Annotated in this window: 1 protein-coding gene; it reads left to right on the top strand. The window is 41.0% G+C overall.

Annotated elements, in window-relative coordinates; translation table 11 throughout:
* On the top strand, nt 1–251 hold a 251-nt coding region (locus FLQ44_RS11115), incomplete at both ends, for a transketolase-like TK C-terminal-containing protein (protein WP_439144922.1).

Here is a 251-nt window from a genome sequence, read left to right as displayed (position 1 = left end):
AATCACACGTTGCTTCATCAAAGCAGACATACGTACTGCATTTCGTGCATATTCCATAAACATCAAGAATGTTGCAAAAGGTGGTTATGTATTGGCTGAAGAAAAAGGTGAATTAAAAGCAATCATCATTGCGACAGGTTCAGAAGTTTCATTGGCGATGGAAGCACATGCACAACTTGAAGGTGTACGTGTGGTATCTATGCCATGTGCAGAAGAGTTTGTTAAACAAGATGCTGCGTACCGTGAAGCAG

Source organism: Vogesella mureinivorans (genome assembly GCF_007644035.1).
GTDB lineage: Bacteria > Pseudomonadota > Gammaproteobacteria > Burkholderiales > Chromobacteriaceae > Vogesella > Vogesella mureinivorans.
Note: the sequence above shows the minus strand (reverse complement) of the source record. Positions and strands in the feature narration are given on the sequence as shown.